This is a genomic window from Clostridium gasigenes, assembly GCF_017348895.1.
Classification (GTDB): Bacteria; Bacillota; Clostridia; order Clostridiales; family Clostridiaceae; genus Clostridium; species Clostridium gasigenes.
Map to the genome: position 1 here is coordinate 1,830,357 of NZ_CP071376.1, position 23,102 is coordinate 1,853,458.

At 28.1% G+C, this 23,102-nt stretch carries 15 protein-coding genes and 2 riboswitches; of the genes, 13 read left to right on the top strand and 2 right to left on the bottom strand.

Annotated elements, in window-relative coordinates:
• Window positions 1–162: 162 nt before the first annotated feature.
• From srtB to J1C67_RS08760, 3 genes are all read left to right on the top strand, one after another.
• The gene (srtB, locus tag J1C67_RS08750) at window positions 163–888 is read left to right on the top strand and encodes a class B sortase (RefSeq protein WP_167865843.1); all 726 of its coding nucleotides are present in this window, start codon (window positions 163–165) and stop codon (window positions 886–888) included.
• Window positions 889–1,077: 189 nt separating this feature from the next.
• Window positions 1,078–1,551, top strand: a complete 474-nt coding sequence (locus J1C67_RS08755) for a hypothetical protein (RefSeq protein ID WP_089966834.1) — start codon at window positions 1,078–1,080, stop codon at window positions 1,549–1,551.
• Window positions 1,552–1,608: 57 nt separating this feature from the next.
• Window positions 1,609–2,508: an ROK family protein gene (locus tag J1C67_RS08760; protein ID WP_167865842.1), complete on the top strand. Its 900-nt coding sequence runs from the start codon at window positions 1,609–1,611 to the stop codon at window positions 2,506–2,508.
• A 162-nt stretch (window positions 2,509–2,670) separates the two neighbouring features.
• Here the strand turns inward: J1C67_RS08760 and J1C67_RS08765 are convergent, their stop codons facing one another.
• Window positions 2,671–3,975: a glycoside hydrolase family 125 protein gene (locus tag J1C67_RS08765; RefSeq protein ID WP_167865841.1), complete on the bottom strand. Its 1,305-nt coding sequence runs from the start codon at window positions 3,973–3,975 to the stop codon at window positions 2,671–2,673.
• A 100-nt stretch (window positions 3,976–4,075) separates the two neighbouring features.
• On the bottom strand, window positions 4,076–4,750 hold the full coding sequence (locus J1C67_RS08770) for a DUF624 domain-containing protein (protein WP_167865840.1): 675 nt from the start codon (window positions 4,748–4,750) through the stop codon (window positions 4,076–4,078).
• A 375-nt stretch (window positions 4,751–5,125) separates the two neighbouring features.
• Here J1C67_RS08770 and J1C67_RS08775 point away from each other — a divergent pair, with 375 nt between their 5' ends.
• From J1C67_RS08775 to J1C67_RS08820, 10 genes are all read left to right on the top strand, one after another.
• On the top strand, window positions 5,126–6,868 hold the full coding sequence (locus J1C67_RS08775) for a sensor histidine kinase (protein WP_167865839.1): 1,743 nt from the start codon (window positions 5,126–5,128) through the stop codon (window positions 6,866–6,868).
• Window positions 6,861–8,378 carry a response regulator transcription factor gene (locus J1C67_RS08780; protein ID WP_167865838.1) on the top strand — a complete coding sequence of 506 codons (1,518 nt, stop codon included), beginning with the start codon at window positions 6,861–6,863 and terminating at the stop codon, window positions 8,376–8,378. Before J1C67_RS08775 ends, J1C67_RS08780 begins: the two co-directional genes overlap by 8 nt.
• A 288-nt stretch (window positions 8,379–8,666) precedes the next feature.
• A complete protein-coding gene (locus J1C67_RS08785; RefSeq protein ID WP_089966822.1) occupies window positions 8,667–9,626 on the top strand; it encodes an ABC transporter permease in 960 nt (319 codons plus the stop codon).
• A 20-nt stretch (window positions 9,627–9,646) separates the two neighbouring features.
• Window positions 9,647–10,615: a carbohydrate ABC transporter permease gene (locus tag J1C67_RS08790; protein WP_167865837.1), complete on the top strand. Its 969-nt coding sequence runs from the start codon at window positions 9,647–9,649 to the stop codon at window positions 10,613–10,615.
• Window positions 10,616–10,677: 62 nt separating this feature from the next.
• A complete protein-coding gene (locus J1C67_RS08795) occupies window positions 10,678–13,809 on the top strand; it encodes an alpha-mannosidase (protein ID WP_167865836.1) in 3,132 nt (1,043 codons plus the stop codon).
• Between the two features lie 199 nt (window positions 13,810–14,008).
• Entirely contained in the window at window positions 14,009–15,448 is a 1,440-nt protein-coding gene (locus J1C67_RS08800; protein WP_167865835.1) for an ABC transporter substrate-binding protein, read from the top strand.
• Between the two features lie 174 nt (window positions 15,449–15,622).
• Entirely contained in the window at window positions 15,623–17,014 is a 1,392-nt protein-coding gene (locus tag J1C67_RS08805) for a glycoside hydrolase family 1 protein (RefSeq protein WP_167865834.1), read from the top strand.
• Between the two features lie 85 nt (window positions 17,015–17,099).
• Window positions 17,100–18,044, top strand: coding sequence for an ROK family protein (locus tag J1C67_RS08810; protein ID WP_207253581.1), 945 nt, complete (start codon window positions 17,100–17,102; stop codon window positions 18,042–18,044).
• 282 nt (window positions 18,045–18,326) lie between these two features.
• Complete coding sequence (locus J1C67_RS08815) at window positions 18,327–21,104, top strand: endo-beta-N-acetylglucosaminidase (protein WP_167865833.1); 2,778 nt, start codon at window positions 18,327–18,329, stop codon at window positions 21,102–21,104.
• Window positions 21,105–21,177: 73 nt separating this feature from the next.
• On the top strand, window positions 21,178–21,360 hold the full coding sequence (locus J1C67_RS08820; protein ID WP_089966808.1) for a ferredoxin: 183 nt from the start codon (window positions 21,178–21,180) through the stop codon (window positions 21,358–21,360).
• 1,326 nt (window positions 21,361–22,686) lie between these two features.
• A riboswitch (cyclic di-GMP riboswitch) is annotated at window positions 22,687–22,770 on the top strand.
• 141 nt (window positions 22,771–22,911) lie between these two features.
• A riboswitch (cyclic di-GMP riboswitch) is annotated at window positions 22,912–22,995 on the top strand.
• Window positions 22,996–23,102 lie beyond the last annotated feature (107 nt).

The window sequence follows — 23,102 nt, forward strand, 5'->3', positions numbered from 1 at the left end:
AAAATTCAAGAGAATAAAAAGGAATAAATGTTATATATTTAAAAAAAGATATGTATAATAAATATATATATAAATTACATTCAGTTGTAGTAATAGGCATTAATAATTAAAATTTAATCTATTTTACAATGCCTTATTTTAATTAATAGGAGAAGTGTAATAATGAAAAAAATAATAAATATAATATTAATACTAATATTGTTTTTTTGTGCATATAAAGTAGTGGCAAAAATATATAGATATATTGATGATTCTAATAAATATGAGAAAATTAGAATAGAAAAGATGAAAATAGATGAAACAAAAATAAATGAAATAAAAACAGAAGAGGTGAAAGTAGATAATTTATATCAAAATTTTAAAAATAAGAATAACGATTATGTTGGATGGATTACAGTAGAAGGCACAAATATTGATTATCCAGTAGTTCAAGGTAATAATAATGATTTTTACTTATATAATGATTTTACAAAAGAAAAGAGTAGTTCAGGAAGTATTTTTATGGATTATAGAAATGATATTAAAGATGATTCAAATATAATTATTTATGGGCATAATATGAAAAATAAAACAATGTTTAATAATTTAACTAAATTTAAAGATCAGGATTTCTTTGAAAAAAATAAAATTATTACTTTAAAGAGTAATAATGAAATAAAAAGATATGAAATATTTTCTGTATATGTTACCGATGCAAAAGAAGAATATTTAGAATATAACTTTGCAAATAAAGAATCATATCTAACTTATTTAAATAAATTAGAAGTAAAATCACTACATTTAAACAAATTAGATATAGGCGAAAAGGATAAAATTATAACATTGACTACATGTAGTTTTGAATTTAATGATGCTAGAATTATGGTTAATGGAAAACAATTGGAGTAAATGGATGACATAAATCAATAGGTAGGGTTATCTTCAATTTAATAAGATTAGAGTTTATACAGTTAAAATATAATTTATACACTACAACATTAAAAAAATAAAACTTATAATAATATATGTAAACGGTATTTGAAATGTATTGCTATTTTTAATATAGCATAATAAGTTCCAAATAATGGAGGTTTTAAAATGTATTATGAACAGTTTATAGATGGATATAATCCGAAAATATTATCTTTAGTTAATAATATAAAAAATGGAATATTAATAGCCGCTACAATAAGTTATATATTTATTAGTAGCTTAATTTCAATAGGACTTATAGTATTATATTTTATTATTTATATATCAACTTTAAATATATATGTAGAATATGAATATGGAATAACAGATAATGAGTTAGATATATTTAAAATATCAAACAAAAAGAGAAGAAAATTAGTAAAGTGTATAGAGCTTAATAAGGCAGAAATACCTATAAGCTTAAATGATTTTAATCAAAATAGATATAAGGGCACAAAAATATCAAAAGTTTATACTAAGAAATATGAAAAGTGTGATAAGCAAGTGATTATATTAAAAGAGTCAGCTACCACAAAGATTTATGAGTTAGTGTTAAATGAAGAATTACTAGATTATATCTCAAGAATAAGGAGAGTATGAATATTTTAATAGATAAGTAATGGTGGGTAGTTGATAAATATATAGGGGGGAATAAAAATGAAAAATTATATTGCTTTTGACATTGGAGGATCTTCAGTTAAATTTGGACTTGTAAATGAACAAGGAGAAATATTAGACAAGGGATCGTTTAAAACACCAAAAGAAGACTTTGATATACTTATTTCGAAAATAGTTGAAGTTGTAGATAAATATAAAAAGAATATGAAATTACAGGGGATAGGCTTAAGTTGCCCTGGAGCTGTTAATAATGAAGAGGGAATAATATATGGAGCATCAGCAGTGCCATATATACATGGACCTAATTTTAGAAATATATTAAAAAAAGCTACAGGTTTAGATATGTCTATGGAAAATGATGCTAACTGCGCAGCTTTAGCAGAAGTTTGGATGGGTGCAGCAAAAGATAATAATGATGCACTTTTTTTGGTATGTGGAACAGGTATAGGTGGAGCAATTATAAAAAATAAGAAATCACATTTAGGAACTAACCTACATGGTGGAGAATTTGGATATATGATAATGGAAAGTGATATGGAAAAAGGAACAGTCAAAAATTATAGTGAAGTTGCATCTACTTTTTCTATTGTTAAAAGAGTAGCTCAATATAAAAATATAGATACTAGTAAAATTGATGGGAAAAAAATATTTGATATGGCTAAAGACGGAGACAAGGATTGCTTAAGAGCAATTGACGAATTTTATTATAAATTAGCTTTAGGAATATTCAATTTACAATATGTATATGATCCAGAAGTAATTGTTATCGGGGGAGCTATAAGTGATCGTGAAGATTTAGTAGATTGTATAAATGCAAAACTAGAACTTATATTAAAACAAGCAAAAATAGCTAAGATAATGCCAACTGTTAGAAAATGCGTTTATTCAAATGATGCTAATTTAATAGGTGCAGTGTATAACTTTAGCATGCGTCATTAGTATATTAAATAATTGTATATGATATTTAAAGATAGAGATTTATTTCTCTATCTTTCTTTCGGTAGATTACTAATTTTCATTTTAAAGGTATCTATAATTTTGATATACCCATGATGTAATAAGTTTATTTTATAATGCCTTAGATCATGGGTATATTAATAACTATAATTTAATTTTTTTCTCTATCATAGTATCATATATAAAGTGTGCAAATAGTGAGTTAGACCAAGCAAACCAATCTCTTGTGAATTTGGTTGAATTGTCGCAGTGGAATCCTTCATGCATAAAGCCTGTACCACCATGGCTATTTATTAATATATTTATTAAATCTTTTATTTCTTGAGTATTATTAGTTGTAAGTCCATTCATTGAAAGTGCTATATGCCATATATATTGGGGTGGTGTATGTGGGCTACCTATCCCTTTAGCTACAGTACCTTCATAGTAGAATGGATTGTTTTTGCTTAATATAAACTTTCGTGTGTTTTGATAAATTTCATCATCAATTCCTCTAAATTCTAAATATGGAATTGATAAAAGGCTTGGAACGTTAGCGTCATCCATAAAGTTATAGTTGCCTAAGCCATCTACTTCGTAAGCATAAATATCTCCAAATTCTTCATTATGAACTATACCGAATTTCTTTATGCCTTCTTCAATTTCAAGTCTTAGTGAGTTAGCTTTTTCTTTAAGTTCTAAATCTTTATATATAACTTCAGAAATTTCTTCTATATATCTTAGTGCCACAGTAGCAAACATATTAGCTGGAATTAAGTATCCATATTGGCAAGCATCGTCACTTGGTCTAAAACCAGACCAAGTCATCCCTGTAAATGAAACTGGGTTTCCAAGGCCTCCATTGCATAAAGTATCTGTTTTTGAGCAGTTTAATCTTTGGAATGAGTAATCAGATTTTTCAAAATGGTTTTGTTCAGTTTTCCATAAATCAATAATAATATTAAAAATATTTCTTATTTCATCATTAAAGAAAGTGGCATCACCGCATTCTTTCCAATATTTATGTATAAGTCTAACTGGGTAACATAATGAATCTATTTCATATTTTCTTTCCCAAACCCAAGGGCTATCCTTTGTTAAATCATTATCCCACTTTTTACCGTTAGCTTCTTTGTTAAAAGCATTTGCATAGGGATCTATAAGAATACATTTCATTTGCCTTTTTATTAACCCTGTAAATATATCTTTAAGTTCAACGTGATCTTTAATAAAAGGTAAATAGTGTTCTATTTGAGAGGTAGAATCACGAAGCCACATAGCAGGAATATCCCCTGTTATTACAAATGCATCATCAAAAGATACATCAACTGTAGTTTCTATTGTATTAATAAAACAATTTAAAAATATAGATTTAAGTTTTTCATTTTCTATAGAGTTGGTTAAGTTTTGTCCTATTTCGCTTATTGTAGATTTAATAACCTCTAATTTAGTATTTGTTATAGTAGTCATAAAAGTCCTCCTAGTATAATAAGTTTTGTAGTTAGGTATCTTCAAAAAAATAACTAGTAAGATTTTTTGACTTGTTATTTGATTGAGCCTTATGTAAATGCTACGATGTCTTAGTTGTTTCTAGTTCAAGAAGCAATGCTTTATTAGTAAAGCTAAGTAAAAATGCAAATATACTTGAAATAAATAGTATTATTGTACCTGGGGTCATTTCAAATAAAATAAGTGAAAATATAATTATTACTATATTAGATATAGTAATAATTGGCCTAGTAAAGACTAGAATAAGTGAAGATTTAACAATGGACATATTCGTCATAGTAAATCTACTTATTAATATATATATATAGGGTGTCATTAATAAAAGAATAATGGTTAGTGAGGCAAATAAGCATGTTGAAACTAAACTATATTTTGAAGTAGAGAAAAATTTTATATTAGAATAAAGTATAAATACTACTATTAGTTCAAAGCACCATAAGAAAGTAGCTTGTTTAAAGTTTAATTTTAAACCTTTAATAAAATCATTTATAATATTTAAATCTTTATTTCTAATTAATTTCCCAGTGCAGTATAGTAGTGATGTTAATGATGGGCCAATAGGAATTAAGCATATTAAAAACAAAGGGAAGTATGAAGAAATATTACTTATTCCGAGGAAGAGAAAGAATGATACACTTGGTATATTTAAGATCATAAAAAATAGATTCAATAAAAAAAACCAGAATATATAATTAAATATATCAAAGATTTTATCTAAATTAAAAAAGTCTCCCATGAATAATGCCCCCTATGTAAAAGTTTACTTTAATTATAATAAAGTATATTATAATTAATGTTAAAATTCAAAGTTTTATGTGCAAATCATAGAGTATTCTAAAATAAGTCCACTAAAACAATAAAATGTCATACAGATAAACCTTTTCATTAAATTTTAATTATGGTTAAATGTAATTATGAGTCGAAATATAGAAGATGTTGTAAAAAACAGTAAATAGCATAGGGGATTTAAAAAACTATATAAGTTCTAATTAGTAATTTACATTAATTTAATACAGCTAGATGTATAGATCTAAGGTATCTAGAGTTTAATATGTATATCAACTTATATAGTTGTTTATTTATACATTCTTAAGGTTAGAGGAGTGAAGAAATGCGTATAAAAAAATCTATGATATATAAAAGAATATTTGGTGTTTATATGATAATGGTAATTTTTTTAATATCAAGTTTAGATATTTATATTATAAAAAAACAATTAACTAATATTAAAAAAAATAGTTTATACATAAATCAAGAGATTGCCTATGATGTAAATGAAGAAATAAATAACATAAATAATAGTACAAACTTAATAGTTAAAAATATGTATAATGATAAATATATTATTAATGATGTAATTGATTTCTTAGATGTGGATGGGATAACATATTTAAAGCGAAAATTAGATAAATTTTCTAGTAGTAATGAGTATTTTTACAAAGGAATTGAAAAATTCACCAAAGATTCATTTAATATGAATGACGCTTTGATTAATATTTCATTTATTAGTTATAGTAGGGATGAAGAGAGCTCGTTTAATAGAAGAAATCAAATAAAAGTAAAAGAAAATAAAAGGGATTACTTAGGAGAAGAATATAACTTTTCTAATATTGTGTGTCAAAAAAATAGTATAAGGTATATTAGAGAAATAAGAGAGCCAACAACACTTAAAGCTAAAGGTGAAATAATATGTACATATGATTTAAGTAAAATTAAGAAAATTATTAGTACTTATGAAAAAAAATATGAAGTTATGATATTAGATGATAATGAGAATGTTGTTTATGATTCTAATGATGATTATGAATATGAAAAATATTCTTATTTTTCAAAAGTGATGGAGGCTAAGGAAGAAGTTCAGTTAGATAAAAATTATTATATAACTAAAGCTGTAAATGCCTCGGCATTAGTAACTATAGTAAAGACTCAGGAAGTCAAAATGAGAAATTTACCAAAAGAATTTTTTAGCTCTTTATTTTTTATAGATATTTTACTTTTTATAATAGTAGAAGGTGTGCTTTATATAAAGCTTAAAAAACTTAGTGATAGAACAGATACCTTATTACTGGCAATGGAGAGGGTTAAAAATGGAGAACTTAATATTCCAATTCCTATAACTAATGAAAATGATGAAATAAATTATATTTCTCAAAATTTTAATGATATGTGTAAAAAATTAAACGAACATATTGAAAAAAGCTATTTAGCAGAATTAAATCAAAAAAGTGCCGAAATGGTAGCTCTTCAAAATCAAATTAATCCACATTTTTTATATAATACATTAGAATCTATAAGAATGAAAGCTATTTGTAATGGGGATAAAGAAGTTGGAAAAATGTTGTATATATTAGCCTTTTTATTTAGACGGCAACTAAAAGAAAAAAATATTATAACTATTAGGAGTGAGTTAGAATATTGCGAGAAATATTTAGAAATATTCAAATTTAGGTACGATGAAAAATTTGAGTATACTATAAATTGCGATGAACAGCTTTTAAATAAAGAAATAATTAAATTTACTATTCAGCCACTTATAGAAAACTACTTTGTTCATGGAATAAGACTTGAGAATGATAATAATAAGCTAAGCATAGAAATAAGAATAGAAAATAAAGATATTGTTATATGGATAAATGATAATGGTGCTGGGATAGATGAAGAGAAAATTAAAAGTATAAATGAAATGCTAAAGACAAGAATTAATTTTGGGGAATCTATAGGACTTTTAAATGCTCATGAAAGAATTGTGATAAAGTATGGAAAAGATTATGGAATAAAATTGATTAATAATAAAAATAAAGGTGTAATGGTTGTTATAAAAATACCATGCAAAGAGGTAGATAAAGATGTATAAAGTTATGCTAGTTGATGATGAAAAATTAATATTACAAGGGTTATTAAAGATTATTGAATGGGATAAAATTGGATTAGAAGTTATACAAACTGCTGATAATGCAATAAGTGCAATAGAACTGTTTAGAAAAAATCCTGTTAACATTGTAATTACGGATATTAGTATGCCTAAAGTAACTGGACTTGAACTTATAAAACAAATTAAAGCTATAGATGAAAATGTTAAATTTATAATATTAAGTGGATATGATGAGTTTTCATATGCGAAAACTGCTATGAAGTATAAGGTGGAAAATTATATATTAAAACCAATTAATGAAGAAGAGTTGGAAGAGGCGTTAATAAAAATTGTAAATACAATGAATATGGAAAAAGAAACACAAAGTTTATTGTTAGATAAAAATAGAAAACTTATTCAATTTATAAATGGAAAGATAGATAAGGCTGGGTTAAGTAAAATACATCAAGTTATTAATATAGGGTTAAATGAAAAAAGATATACAGTAAGTAGTATAACTTTTGGGCAAAGGGATAATAAAGAAAATATTAATATAATTGATATTATTGAGAAAAACACTTATGGTAAGTGTGAGGTAATAAAAAACTATGATGGACAAGTAATAGTAGTGAATTCATGGAATGAAAATAATACTATTAAAGATGTTATGAATTATTTTCAGTCTATAAAGATCAATCTACTAGACGAACTTAACACTGATATTTTTATTGGTGTAGGAGATTTAGTAGATAGTATAGATAAATTAAAAGAAAGTTACAGTGTTGCAAATAAGCTTAAAAAGTATATTTTAACAGAAGGTTCTAATGTGTGTTTATGCAAAGCTGATATTGCTAATATAAAAGATAATAAGAGAAATTTTTCTAAGGAAATAGAAGTAATAAATAAGTTAATAATAGAAAAAAACAATGAAAAATTGCAAAGTTATATAATAGAGTTATTTGATGATTGTAAATTAACACCTAAAAATATATATGATTTATCAATAAAGATAATATTTTGTGCAGATAAAATATCAGAAGAGTTTAAGCTTGATAATAAGTATAGTAAAGATAGCTTAAGCAATACTATAGTGGAACTTTGCAATGAAAGTACTAGGGATAATGTAAAGACTTTTCTAATTAGTGAACTCGAAGAACTTTTATTATTAATGAATGTAAACACAATTAAATATAGTCCTGTTATATCTCAAATTATGAAAAGTGTTAATGAAAAATATTATGAAGAGCTTAGTTTAAAGACCCTTGCTTGTCAATATAATATAAATAGTTCATATTTAGGACAGGTATTTACAAAAGAGCTAGGGGTTTCATTTTCAGAATACTTAAATAGCACTAAAAATATTAAGGCTAAAGAGTTAATATTAAATACTAATATGAAAATAAATGATATTGCTAAAGCTGTAGGATATACAGATACAAGTTATTTCTATAGAAAATTTAAGAAGTATTATGGGGTGTGTCCATCTACTTTAAGGGAAATAAAAAATTACTAAGGAATAGTAAAATTAATAACTAAATTTACTTCCTTGTCTATTACACACCAAAGGCGGGCAGGGCCAAAAAGCCTAAGAATCTTTGACTAGTTATTTATTTTACGCTCCCTAACAGGAGTTTTTTTTTGTGGAAAATTAGATGAGTTATTTCTAAACAAATAATAAATATCTAATTTATACACTAAACCTAAAAAAAATCAACTTTAAAAGACCGGGTTGGGTGTGATATATTTTATATAATAAAAGAAACGTTTACAAAGAAGAATATATAAAGGAGCGAGTGATAATATGAATAAAAATGTAGAGATAATTAAAGTTAATAAAAAATCAAAATTAAAAAAAATAAAAGAAAATAGAGAACTTCTATTGTTAACAGTTCCAGGAGCACTTTGGTTTTTAATATTCGCATATTTACCAATGTTTGGAGTTATAGTAGCATTTAAGGATTGGAAAATAAATGGTGGGTTCATGCAAAGTTTAATAACGAGCAAGTGGGTAGGTCTTGATAACTTCAAATTCTTATTCCAAAGTAGTGATGCATGGCTTATAACGAGGAACACAGTTGCATATAATCTGGTATTTATAGTACTTGGACTAGCCATACCAGTAACATTAGCCATACTACTAAAAGAAATTTTAAATAAAAGAGCAGCAAAGTTTTATCAAAGTGCAATGTTTCTGCCATATTTTTTATCATGGGTTGTAGTTAGTTATTTCTTATATGCTTTCTTAAGCCCGGGACAAGGTTTCGTAAATGGAATATTAACAAACCTTGGTATGGATACAGTATCCTGGTACACAGAACCTAAATACTGGCCATTTATAATAATATTTATGAGTCAATGGAAAGCTATGGGTTATGGAACAGTTGTTTATCTAGCAGCGATATGTGGTATAGACAAAACCTATTATGAAGCAGCTATGATTGATGGAGCTACTAAGTGGCAACAAATAAAATTCATAACAATTCCATTATTAAAACCAATATTAATAATAATGTTTATAACTTCAGTTGGAGGAATGTTTAGAGGGGATATGGGATTATTCTATAATCTACCTAAAAACTCAGGGGCATTATTCCCTGTAACAAATGTTATAGATACTTATGTATATAGAGGGCTTATGAACTTAGGGAATATAGGAATGAGTTCAGCTGCGGGATTATACCAATCAGTTGTAGGTCTTGTATTAATACTAGTAACAAACGGAATAGTTAGAAAAATTGATAATGATAATGCATTCTTCTAGAAAGAAAGGTGGGACACGTTATGTTAGAGCTATCAAATAGGAAACCAATATTTAAGAAAAAAAGAAAAAGTAAAAAGCCAGTAGAGGAGGTAAGTAGATTTAATTCAGTATCAAGAGGGACAAATGTAGGATTAAATATATTCTTTGCTATTTTAGCAGCTATAGCTATAATACCATTTATATTTGTGCTTATAATTTCATTAACAAGTGAGCAATCACTTCTAATTAATGGATATAAATTTTGGCCAGCTGAATGGAGTTTAGAGGCTTATAAATATATTTTCACATCAAGTAGTCAAATAACCACAGCATATGGAATAACTATAATAGTAACTATAAGTGGAACTTTACTTGGTCTTGCAATAATGTCAACATACGCATATGCGCTATCAAGAAAGAGTTTTATTTATAGAAAATTCTTTACAAAGTTAATATTTATACCAATGTTATTCTCAGGTGGGATGGTGGCTTCTTACTTGGTAGTTACAAGGTGTTTAGGATTAAAGGATAATATATTAGCACTTATACTTCCTATATGTGTAAGTTCATTTAATATAATAATACTTAGGACATTTTTCAAAACAACAGTACCAGATGCAATTGTGGAAGCTGCAAAAATTGATGGAGCATCAGAGTGGGTAACATTTATAAAAGTAGTTTTACCTATATCAGTGCCTGGGATTGCAACTATAGGGTTATTTTTAACACTTGGATTCTGGAATGATTGGTTTAATGCTATGTTATATATTGATGATAACAGCCTGATACCGTTGCAGTATTTACTTGTAAGGATGGAAACTTCTATGGAGTTCTTGGCAAATAATGCAACAACTATGGGAACTGGAGCAATTGAAGCTGCTAGTAAAATGCCAAAAGAAACGGCTAAAATGGCTATAGTAGTAATAACTACATTACCAATTTTATTTGCTTATCCATTCTTCCAAAAATATTTTGTTGGAGGATTAACTATTGGGGCAGTAAAAGAGTAAAAATTTCAACTGTAAATTAATAAGAATAAACAAAAATATAAGAATATAAGAGGTGTATAATTATGTATTATTTATTAGAAAGAATTGAAAAAACTTGTGAGGAAATAGCGAAGCATGTATATAGAGATGCGATTAAACTTGAAAAATATATGTATATAGATGGAAATTATCATAATATAGATGGAATTAAAGAAGCTCCAGCTGATGGCTGGAGAGAATTTAAAACAGAAGACCTTTGGGGTGGTAAGGATTGTCATGGTTGGTTTAAATGTGAAGTAGAAGTTCCAAAAAACTTTGAGGGAGAAACTATAGCATTACACTTCCATACCTTTGATGAAGGATGGGATGCAACAAATCCACAATTTAGTGTATATGTTAACGGAGAACAAATACAAGGTGTTGATATAAATCATAGAGAAGTTATATTAATTCATAATGCAGTAGCTGGCACAATATATAAAATAGATTTACATGCATATGCAGGAATGCTTGCAGATAAGAAAGCTACATTACATGGTAAATTAGTAGTAATAGATATGGCTGCAAGAGAGCTATATTTCAACTTGAAAGTACCAGTTGGAGTTTGCAAGGAGTTAGATAAAGAAGATAAAAACAGAATAGATATGATAACAGTTTTAAATGATGCTATAAACTTAATTGATTTGAGACGCCCAAAATCAAAGGAATATGATGAAAGTGTAATTATTACAAACGATTATTTAAATGAGAAGTTTTATGGAGCATTATGTGGACATGAAGATGTTATTGCTACTTGTGTTGGACACACTCATATAGATGTTGCTTGGTTATGGACAGTTGCACAAACAAGAGAAAAGGTTGAGAGAAGTTTCTCAACAGTTCTTAAGTTAATGGAAGAATATCCAGAGTATGTGTTTATGTCATCACAACCTCAACTTTACAAATTCTTAAAAGAAGATCATCCAAAGCTTTATAAGAAAGTTAAGGAGAAAATTGTAGAAGGCGTTTGGGAACCAGAAGGAGCTATGTGGCTTGAAGCTGATTGTAACGTAACATCTGGAGAATCTTTGGTAAGACAAATATTACATGGTAAAAGATTCTTTAAAGAAGAGTTTAATGTTGATAATGAAATACTTTGGTTACCAGATGTATTTGGTTACTCTGCAGCAATACCTCAAATATTAAAGAAATCTGATGTAAATTATTTTATGACAACAAAAATAGCTTGGAATCAATTTAATAAAATCCCAAATGACACATTCATGTGGCAGGGAATTGATGGAACTGAAGTATTAACTCACTTTATAACTACAACAGGGCCAGGACAAGAAAAAGAATCTCACTTCACAACTTATAATGGACACATTCAACCAGATGCAATAATGGGATCTTGGAGAAGATACCAAAACAAAAACATAAATAATGATGTTTTAGTTTCATTTGGATGGGGAGATGGTGGCGGTGGTGCTACTTTAGAAATGCTTGAAAATGGAAGAAGATTAGCTAAAGGTATCCCAGGAGCTCCAAGAGTTAAAATGGGAACATCATTAGATTACTTTAAGAGATTAGAAGAAAAAGTTGGAGAAAATAAAAAGTTACCAAAATGGGTTGGAGAATTATATCTTGAATACCATAGAGGAACATATACTTCAATGGCTAGAAATAAGAGAGATAACAGAGCTTGTGAAAACATATATACATCCGCGGAAAAGATAAATTCACTTGCAATGTTAGGAGGGAAAAACTATCCATATAACAGCATAAGAGATTCATGGGAAACAGTTTTATTAAATCAATTCCATGATATAATACCAGGGTCTTCAATTAAGGAAGTTTATGATGTAACTGAAGTTGAATATAAAGCTTTACTTGAAAATGGAACTAAATTAGTTAATGAGGGTGTAGAATATTTAGCTTCTAAAATAAATATAAAAGATAGAAGTGTTGTTGTATCAAATACTTTAGGATTTGAAAGAAATGATATAGCTACATTTAAAGTGCCAGAAGATATAATAAATCCAGCAGTAGTAGATAATAATGGCGAAGAAATAGTATGTCAAAGAATAGCTGATAATAAGGCCATATTCTTTGCAACTAACATTCCAGCTAATGGATATACAACTTTTAAAATAGTTGAAAATAGCAAAATTAGTGAAGAAAAAGTAAGTTTAACTGTTAATGGTGGAGAAAATAAGTTCTTTGCAGTTAAGTTTGATGATAAGGGACAAATAATATCATTTATTGATAAAGTAGCAAATAGAGAAGTATTAAAAAATGGAGCTATAGGAAATGAAATTCAAGCATTTGAAGATAAACCTATGTGCTTTGATAACTGGGATATAGATATATATTACAAAGAGAAAATGTGGAAAATAGATAATATAGAAAATATTGAAGTTATAGAAGAAGGTCCTGTAAGAAGTACTTTAAAGATTGAAAGAAAGTTCTTAGAATCAATTATTATACAAAAAATTTATGTATATAATGACCTTGGAAGAATTGATTTTGACACATATATTGATTGGAAAGAAGAAAATATATTATTAAAGGCAGCATTCCCAATTGATACGAATGCTTCAGAAGCAACTTTTGAAATACAATATGGAAATGTTACAAGACCAACTCATAATAACACTTCATGGGAAGTTGCAAGCTTTGAGGTTTGCGCTCACAAATGGGCAGATATTTCAGAAGGAGATTTTGGAGTATCAATCCTTAACAATAGTAAATATGGACATGATATTAAAGAAGGTAATATGAGATTAACCTTACTTAAATCAACTTCAGATCCAAACCCAGCAGCGGATAAAGAAGAACATTACTTCACTTATTCACTATACAGTCATGTTGGAACTTGGAAAGAAGCAGATACAACTCAAAGAGCATATGAGCTAAATGTACCTTTATACACTAAGGTTGAAGAAGCCCATGCAGGTAAGCTTGCAGAAAATATAAGCTTAGTTAATGTAAATAAAAATAATATTATTATAGAAGTTGTTAAAAAGGCTGAAGATACAGACCACTTAATAGTAAGAATGTACGAATTCCATAATAAGAGAACAAATGCTACATTAGAATTCTTTAAAGATATTGAAGAAATATGTGAATGTAACTTAATGGAAAGAGATTTAGAAACTATTAATGCAACTGGAAATAAAATTGACTTTACAATTAAGCCATATGAAATATTAACATTTAAAGTTAAGTTAAAATAGTATAAGTTTAATGTACAAGGGGGCGCGCGTGAAACGCGTCCTCCATTTGTAAGGGATTATTTTCATAACTGGTGTGGAAACTATATAGAATTAATAGACTAAATATTAAAAAAGTTCACTATAAAAGCATAAAAATATGCATTATAATTATCTTGTAAACGTTATTAAAACGTTTAAAAATAAGGGGGAGGACTATAAAATGAAAAAAGTTAAAAAATTAATAGCCTTGGCTGCTTGTGGAATTATGTCAGCAAGTATATTTACTGGTTGCAGTGGATCTACGTCAGGAAGTAAGAGTGATGAACCTGTTAAACTAAAGTGGTACACAATTGGTGCAGAACCTAAGGATTTACAAGTAGTACAAGAAGAAGCAAATAAATATTTATTAGATAAAATGAATGTAACTATAGATATGCAATTTATTGATTATGGAGATTATACACAAAAGATGGGCGTTATAATAAACTCTGGAGAAAACTTTGATTTAGGATTTACATGCTCATGGGCTGGAGATTATTTGGGTAATGCTAGAAAAGGTGGTTTCTTAGAATTAAATGAATATTTAGAAACAACAGGCAAAGATATGAAGGCTACAATAGACCAAAGATTTTGGGATGGAGCAACTATTGATGGAAAAATATATGCAGTACCTAACCAAAAAGAAATATCAACAGCTCCAATGTGGGTATTTACTAAAGAATATATAGATAAGTATAATATACCATATAAAGAACTTCATACCTTGCAAGATTTAGAACCGTGGTTAAAAGTTATAAAAGAAAATGAACCAAATATAGTACCTTTATATATAACTAAGGGGTTCTCCGGACCACAATACTTTGATCAATTAGTTGATCCAATTGGAGTGGAACATGGAGATGATACTTTAACTATAAAAAATATGTTTGAAACAGATCAAATGAAGAAAGATTTAGAAACTTTAAGAAAATATTATAAATTAGGATATATAAATGCAGATTCAGCTACAGCTCAAGATGATAAATCAATTAAGAGATTTGCAACTAAAGGTGACGGACAACCTTACGCAGAAATTCTTTGGTCTAAAGATTTAAAATATGAAGTAGTAGCAACTCCAATTATGGATTCATTTATAACAAATGGATCAACAACAGGATCAATGATAGCAGTATCAAGTAACTCTAAAAATAAAGAAAAATCAGTAGAATTCTTAAACCTTTTAAATACTGATAAAGAATTAAGAAATTTATTAAACTATGGTATTGAAGGTACTCATTACAACAAAATGGGCGAAGGTCAAATTGAACTAATAGAAGCCAACAGAAAGAACTATGAAGTTGGATATTACACGTTAGGAAACTTATTTATTACAGATGTTTTAAGTAATGAACCATTAACTAAATGGGATGAATTTAGAGCATTTAATAATTCAGCAAAGAGTTCACCAGCTTTAGGGTTTAAATTTGATACATCAAAAGTAAGTAATGAAATAGCAGCTGTAAATAATGTTTTAGAAGAATTTAAAGCAACACTGTATAGTGGATCAGTTGATATTGAAGAATACTTAGGAAAATTAAATAATAAGTTAAAAGAACAAGGATTAGATAAGGTTATAGCAGAAATGCAAACACAAATAGATGAATGGAAAAAGACTAAGTAGAAATATAGCAAAAGAAAACAAACTCTATGTGTTTACGTAGAGTTTGTTTTTATATAAGTTATGAAAAAATAAATAATAGACAAATTTGCTAGTCTATTATTTTCTTTCAGATCACTAATAGAAAGGTATATAGATTAGAAAATTTAAATTATTAACCAATATGGAGGTAAGCATATGAATAAGATTTTTCCAAAAGACTTTTGGTGGGGAGCTGCAACATCAGGTCCACAATGTGAAGGTAGGTTTAATAAGCCTCATAAAAATGTATTTGATTATTGGTTTGATATAGAGCCTAATAAGTTTTTTAATGAGGTAGGACCAAATGTAGCATCAAATTTTTATAATAGTTATGAATCAGATTTAGAAATGTTAAAAGAGATAGGCTTAAATTCTTTTAGGACTTCGATGCAATGGACAAGACTTATAAAAGATTTAGAAACCTGCGAGGTAGATGAAGATGGCGTTAGATTTTATAATGCTGTAATAGACAAATGCTTAAGCCTTGGAATTACACCTGTTATGAATTTACATCACTTTGATTTACCAGTAGAATTATATGAAAAGTATAATGGATGGGAATCAAAACATGTTGTAGATTTATTTGCCAAGTTTGCAAGAAAAGCATTTGAACTGTTTAGTGATAGAGTTAAACATTGGGCAACATTCAATGAGCCTATAGTTATAATTGAAGGTCAATATTTATATAAACACCATTATCCATGTGTTGTTAATGGAAAGAGAGCAGTGCAAGCTTCTTATAATTTAGCGTTAGCTTCAGCAAAGGCAATTAAAGAATTTAGAGACCTTGGGTGTGATAAAAATGGTGGAAAAATATCTACAATATTAAACCTTACACCATCATACCCAAGAAGTAATTCAGAAGAAGATATAAAAGCCTCAAATATTGCAGATATGTTCTTTAATAGAATGTTCCTAGACCCAGCGGTACATGGAACTTTCCCAGAGAAATTAGTTGAAATATTTAAAAAAGATAATGTTATGTGGGAGTGCAACGAAGAGGAAAATAATATAATAAAAGAAAATACAGTAGATTACCTAGGGGTTAACTACTACCAACCATCACGTATAATGGCAAGAGAAATTGAATTTGATAAAATTAATGGATGGATGCCAGAGAAGTATTTTGAAAGATACGATATGCCAGGAAAAAGAATAAATCCACATAGAGGATGGGAAATATACCCTGAAGCTATGTATGATGTGGCAATTAACATAAGAGATAATTATAAAAATATACCATGGTATGTTTCAGAAAATGGAATGGGAGTAGAAGGAGAATCAAAGTTTAAAAATGCTGAAGGAATAATAGAAGATGATTATAGAATAGAGTTTATTACAGATCATTTAAAGTGGTTACATAAAGGTATTGAAGCTGGAACAAACTGCTTTGGATATCATTTATGGACACCAATTGATTGTTGGTCATGGAATAATGCATATAAAAATAGATATGGGTTTATATCACTAGATTTAGAAACTAAAGAAAAAACCATCAAAAAATCAGGACACTGGATGAAAGAGGTTTCAAAAAATAACGGATTTTAACTATAGCACCCCTGGGGTGTAATTTATGGAATAAATGTATAAAATAACACCCCAGGGGTGTGAAAATAGATTGGGGGATATTAGTATGAGGTATATAATTGGAGTAGATTTAGGTGGAACTAAAATAAGTTGTGCATTATCAGATTTATCAGGCAATATAATTGAAACTCAAGTAGTTGAGACTAATGCAAGTGAAGGTGAAAGTGCAGTATTAAGTAGAATAATAAGATTAATTGATAAAGTGATGATAGATAGAGATATCACTAAAGAAGATGTTAAGGCGATTGGAATAGGTGCACCAGGACCATTAGATGCAAGATTGGGCATTATAATAGAGCCTGCAAATCTTCCCTTTACAAATTTTGATTTAGTAACACCCATAAAGGAGAAATTTAATATTCCTGTTTATTTAGACAATGATGCAAATGCAGCAGCCATTGGTGAATTTATGTTTGGTGCTGGAGCCGGTACAGAAAATATGATTTATATAACTGTAAGTACTGGAATTGGAGGGGGAGCTATTCTTAATGGACAAGTATATAGAGGAAGAACAACAAATGCTTTAGAAGTTGGGCATACAACTGTGGATCCATTTAGTAGTGCAAGATGTAATTGTGGAAATCTAGGTTGCTTGGAAGCTTTGTCATCAGGAACAGCAATAGCAAGAAGAGCAAAAGATGCAGTGCTGAGTAATATTGATACAAGTTTAAAGAAATATAAGACATTAACATCATATGAGGTATTTAAAGAAGCAGAAGAGGGAGATAAAGTTGCAATTTCTATAAGAGATAATGCTTTAAGATATTTAGGTATTGGAGTAACAAATATTATTAATACCTTTGACCCAGATATTGTAGTAATAGGTGGTGGAGTTTCAAAAGCTGGTGAAGTAGTTTTTGAAAAAGTTAGAGAAGTTGTTAATGAAAGAGGTCTTAAAACAATGACTTCTGGCTGCAAAATAGTACCAGCACAACTAGGAACAGATGCCGGGGTTATAGGTGCAGTTGCTTTAGCAATATTATTCATTTAGTCTATTTCCCGTATTTTATAGAAAATAAGAAAAATAGAGTAAATGTATAGTTTATTCATATTATCTAAAATTACTACACTTGTTCAAGTACTTTTTAATATGGTAAAATTTGAATGTAATCGATTTACATGGTATGCGATAAGGATTGATTTAAAGTTAATATAAATGTAGATTTGATCTGTATTTTCAGGGTACACATTAAATTGAGCACTCTAAAATTAAGATAAAAAAAGGGGCCTTAAAATTATAAAATGGCTTCTAAAATTTAAGGGGGATAACTATATGAATAAAAAAATAAAACTTTTAGCGCCTGCATTTTTAGCGCTTACTTTTAGTTTTAATCTTGTTTCTTGCACTAGAAGTGAGAAAAAGAGTAACTATGGTATTACAGAGGAAGCTGACAAATTTGTTATAGCAAATCAACCCATATCATCTCAGTGGTTTCCAGAAGAACTTTTAAATTGGAAGGCAGAGGATGATAAAGATGCTGCTTTCAATATGGGTAAAGTACCTTTAGCAAAGAGAGTAGACACAGAAAAGTTAGAAGCTGTTAATGCTACGCAAAATAAGGATATGAATGTTGTTGCTATTTCAATAATGAATGCTAGTACTAGTGGAAATCCATCACAAGGATCTAGTAAATTTGCATCTAATACATTTTCTTATTGGCAATACATAGATAAGCTTGTTTATTGGGGAGGATCTGCAGGTGAAGGTCTAATAGTTCCACCAACTGCGGATGTTATTGATTCTGCTCATAAAAATGGGGTTGCAGTTTTAGGAACGATATTCTTTCCTCAAACAGCTCATGGCGGCAAGATGGAATGGCTTAATGAATTTTTAGAAAAAGATGAGTCAGGGAATTTTCCTATGACTGATAAACTTATGGAAGTTGCTAAAACTTATAATTTTGATGGTTGGTTTATAAACCAAGAAACTGAAACTACAAAGGAAGCACCCTTATCTATTGAACATGCAGCTCTTATGCAAGAATTTATAAAAGAATTTAAGAGTAAAGCTAATGATGATTTAGAGATAATGTGGTATGATTCTATGACAAAAGATGGTGAGATGGATTGGCAAAATGCACTTACTGATAAAAATGATTATTTCTTAGTTGATGGAGATAAGAATGCTGTTGCAGATAGCATGTTCTTAAATTTCTGGTGGACTAATAAGAAGCTTGTTGAAAAAGAATTGCTTAAAGCTTCTAATAAAAAAGCAGAAGAAGTAGGAGTAAATCCATACGATGTATATGCTGGAGTAGATATGCAAGAAAATGGAACAGGAACTCCAATTCGTTGGGACTTGTTTGAAAATGGTCCAGGAAAAAACTATACATCTCTTGGTTTATATTGTCCAAGTTGGACATACTTCTCTTCTGAAACTATAGAAGAGTTTGAAAATAAAGAAAATAGATTATGGGTAAATGAATTTAAAAACCCAACTATTAATACAGAAACTAAAGGAACAGAGTGGAAGGGAATTTCAACTTATGCTGTTGAAAAATCAGTTGTAAATAAATTACCTTTTAACACTAGTTTCAATATGGGTAACGGATATAACTTCTTTATTAATGGGGAGAAAGCATCAGAACGTGATTGGAATAATAGAAGTCTTGGAGATATAATGCCAAGCTATAGATGGATAATTGCAAATGAAGGAAATAATAAATTAAATGCTACTATGGATTTTGCAACTGCGTTTTATGGTGGTAACTCTATAAAATTCATGGGAAATTTAGAAGGATCTAAATCTTCTAATATAAAACTTTACAGTGCAGATCTTAAACTTGAAAAAGGTATTGAATTTACTACTTCAGCAAAATCAAGTGCACAAGTAGACCTTGATTTAGTTTTAGAATTCCATGATGGAAGCACTGAAACTATAAAAGCTGACAAGGCTATAGGAACAGAATGGACAACTGTAAAATATGATGTTTCTAAGCTTACTGATAAATCTATTAAAACAATATCTTATAAAATATCTTCAGAAGAAAATGTTAGTAATTTAATTTTCAACTTAGGTAATATAACAATACAAGATCCGAAATCTAGCAAAAAAATTAATGTTAAAAACTTAAAACTTGATGATGCTAAATTTGAAGAAGAGGATATGTATGCAGGATCAAGACTTTCTTGGGATTCAGGAGATGAAAAAGATATTGATCATTATGAAGTTTACAGGATTAATGATGATAAAACAAGCTCATTCTTAGGTGCTACTCAAAATAATAGATTCTTTGTAAATGCACTTAAGAGAGATGATAAATCAGATAAAACAACATTTGAAGTAGTTGCTGTTAATAAAAACAACAAATCAGGAAAATCAGATAAAGTAGTTATGGAATGGCCAGCAAATAACATTCCTAAAGCTAATTTAAAAGTATCAAAAACATTAGTTGCACCTGGTGAAGAAATAACATTCGAAAGCATAAGTTCTGCAGTTACTGAAAGTGTAGAATGGAGCATGCCAGGATCAAGTACAGAAAAAAGTACAGATAATAACCCAAAAGTTAGCTATGCTAAAGATGGTGTGTATTCAGTTACTTTAACAGCTAAGAATAAAGAAGGCGAAGATGTTAAGGTTATTGAAGATTTTATAACAGTAAGTTCAAAGGTTAAATCAGAACTTACAAACCTTTCACAAAATAAACAAGTTACAGCCTCAAGCTTTGTTAATCCTGCTGAAGCACCTAATTTTGCTTTAGATGGAAAAACTAATACAAAATGGTGTGCAACAGGTACAGCTCCTCATGATATTACAATAGATCTTGGAGCAGTTAAAACTGTAAGCGAAATTCGTATGGCTCATGCAGAAGCTGGTGGAGAAAACCCTGGTATGAACACTCAAAGCTATACAATAGAAACTAGTTTAGATGGAGTAACATTTACGCCAGTAGTTGAAGTTCTTAAAAATCAACTTGGAAACACTGTTGATACATTTAAAGCTACTCAAGCTAAATATGTAAAAATAAATGTGCTAAAACCAAGTCAAGGAGCAGATTCCGCAGTAAGAATATATGAAATAGATGTTCTTGGAATAGATAGTATCCTTTAAAGAATATTGACAAATAATCATTATTGATTGATAATACATTTATACTCAATATAAATTACAGGGGGAATAAAAGATGAAAGCATTTGTAGACGAGAACGTTTGTATATCATGTGGATTATGTGAAGGAACATGTTCAGAAGTATTTTCTTTAGATACAGGAGTTGCAGTAGCTGGAGAAGTTGTTGCAGGAACAGAAGATTCAGTTAGAGAAGCCTGCGAGGGATGTCCAGTAGAAGCTATTTCAATTGAAGAATAATAGTTAAATAAAAAATAGATATTATTTACCGTACACCTTTTGGTGTGCGGTTTTTTTACTATAGATTTCAAAACTGTGGATAAATTTTATTAAACACATATTTTGAAAATTAATTAGAAGATAAATTCCAAAAATAGAAATAAGTTAGTATAATTAGATAAAATAAAAATAAAAATGGAACATATACATTTAAATTTAAATTTAATAATTATGAGGTTACATTAGATGAGCAGGAAGCCAGAGCTCCTTTAAACTCTGAAGGCAATTATCAAGGGCTAATAATATTAATGAAACTTAATTTTGTAATTGATGGATATGGAATGAATCTAACAATGGGAGTATTGAGCTCTATTATAAAATATAGAATTAATTGAAATTTTATATTTTAATTAAATAAAGAGAGTAAAAGGTGGGAATTGAGAAAATCAAAATAGTGTAGGGGAATATAAGAAAATTAATCGTATTGCACAAGCTTTAGAGTTAAATTTGATGCTGAGGAACAAATAATATCATTTATTAGTAAAGCAGCAAATAAAGAAAATTTGAAAACTGAATCTATAGGAAATGAACTTCAGTCATTTGAAAATAAACCTATGTGATTTGATAACTGGTATATAGATATATATTATTAAAGGCATCATTAACAATTGATATAAATAGCATATAAGCCACTTTTGAAATACAATATGGAAATGTTACAAGATAAACTCATAACAATACTTTATGGGAACTTGCAAGATTTAAAGTTTGTGCACATAAATGGGCAGATATTTCAGAAGAAGTAAGCTTAGTAAATGTAGATAAAAATAATATTATTATAGAAGTTATTAATGCAGATTATAATTTATATTGATACAACTTCTTCATATTTATTTTACGATTCTTTATAGAAAAAAATAAAAGCTATAGAAATAGTGGTTATACCATTAATTCTATAGCTTTTAGTTTTTATTAAGAATATTGATTTTCTAACCAGGTTATTATCTTAAAGAGTAATAATGAAATAAAAAGATATGAAATATTTTCTGTATATGTTACCGATGCAAAAGAGGAATATTTAGAATATAACTTTGCAAATAAAGAATCATATCTAACTTATTTAAATAAATTAGAAGTAAAATCACTACATTTAAACAAATTAGATATAGGCGAAAAGGATAAAATTATAACATTGACGACATGTAGTTTTGAATTTAATGATGCTAGAATTATGGTTAACGGGAAACAATTGGAGTAAATGGAATAAATATATTGATAAAATAAAATAATGTGCTATAATATTAATTGCGATAAAAAAGAAAGAATATTGTTAAAAATATTCAAAATAATGTATATAGGAACTATGAAATATATTCTGTATTTGGGCACTTGGAATATATGAAGTTAGAAGTGCAACCGACTATTTATAATTAATTTTAAAAAATTGATTATTAAATAGTCTTTTTTTTGCAAAAATAATGTCAATTATCAAAAGAAAGTCAAAAGATATTTTGCAAAATATAAATATTAAGTAAATAAAAAAGAAAGAATATTGTTAAAAATATTCAAAATAATGTATATAGGAACTATGAAATATATTCTGTATTTGGGCACTTGGAATATATGGAGTTAGCAGTGCAACCGACTATTTATAATTAATTTTAAAAAATTAATTATTAAATAGTCTTTTTTTTTGCAAAAAACAATATTTATTATTAAAGAAAAATAAAACAACATCTAAAAATATAAAGAGGAGGAAAATA